Source organism: Priestia sp. P5_B4, assembly GCF_056400385.1.
In genome coordinates this window covers 1-773 of the sequence record NZ_JBFULJ010001301.1, presented here as the reverse complement: position 1 = coordinate 773, position 773 = coordinate 1, and the positions used below count along the sequence as shown (strand labels likewise).

The 773-nt window shown below is 36.2% G+C and carries 2 protein-coding genes; both read left to right on the top strand.

Annotation, left to right across the window (positions count from 1 at the left end; all coding sequences use genetic code 11):
- The coding region (locus tag AC1DRF_RS30620; protein ID WP_477742651.1) for a Fe-S cluster assembly protein HesB at positions 1 to 200 on the top strand (200 nt) is incomplete at its 5' end.
- 93 nt (positions 201 to 293) lie between these two features.
- Positions 294 to 467: a hypothetical protein gene (locus tag AC1DRF_RS30615; protein ID WP_165574973.1), complete on the top strand. Its 174-nt coding sequence runs from the start codon at positions 294 to 296 to the stop codon at positions 465 to 467.
- Positions 468 to 773 lie beyond the last annotated feature (306 nt).

Genomic DNA, 773 nt, shown 5'->3' with positions numbered 1-773 from the left:
AAGGAATTAGCTGTGAAATTCCTAATATTGGGTTAGCTTTTGAAGAGCCTTTTGAAAATGATGAAATGTATGAAGTCGATGGAGTACAGGTAGCAATGGAAGCTTCTATTGTGCCTTATACAAATGAATTAATGTTAGATGTTCATACAACGCCGTACGGTCCAGGTTTAGCATTAGTTGGGGCTAAAGAGGCTGAATAAAAAATGTATGTAAGAGAAGCTAACAGGTTTGTTGTTTGTTTTGGTAAACCTTGGTTTACTTAATTTAAACGTTAGTGAAATGGAGGGGGACCTATGCTTCTTTCTCATCATGTAACGGTTGAACAAAGACAGCAAATCAAACGATTTAAGCAGCAAATACAAGACGCAAAATCGCTAGATGAGCGCCGTTTGTATCAAGCACAGCTAAATAAATTTGTTGAGCGCCTATTTATTGAGAATCGCTTGCAGCGCAGCGGCGAACAATAAAAAACACCTAGAAAAGAAGCCTTCAAAGAAGGTTTCTTTTTTTTAGTAGATTATTATACTTTTACACCTTGCAATTATTCATTTTCTTATATATCGCCCTTTATCTACTTGGAATCCGGTTTTCTGTATGAATATAGCACTAAAAACGTGTAAGTGACTATCAAATGAAAGCGCTTTCTGTTATAGTGAAGGTATAGAATGGTACTTGTTCACCTACAATGTTCATAAGGAGTGGTTTGTATGATTGAAAGAGGAAACTTCTTAATTGGTTTAGCGTGGGGAACATCTTTGAGCATACCTTTATGG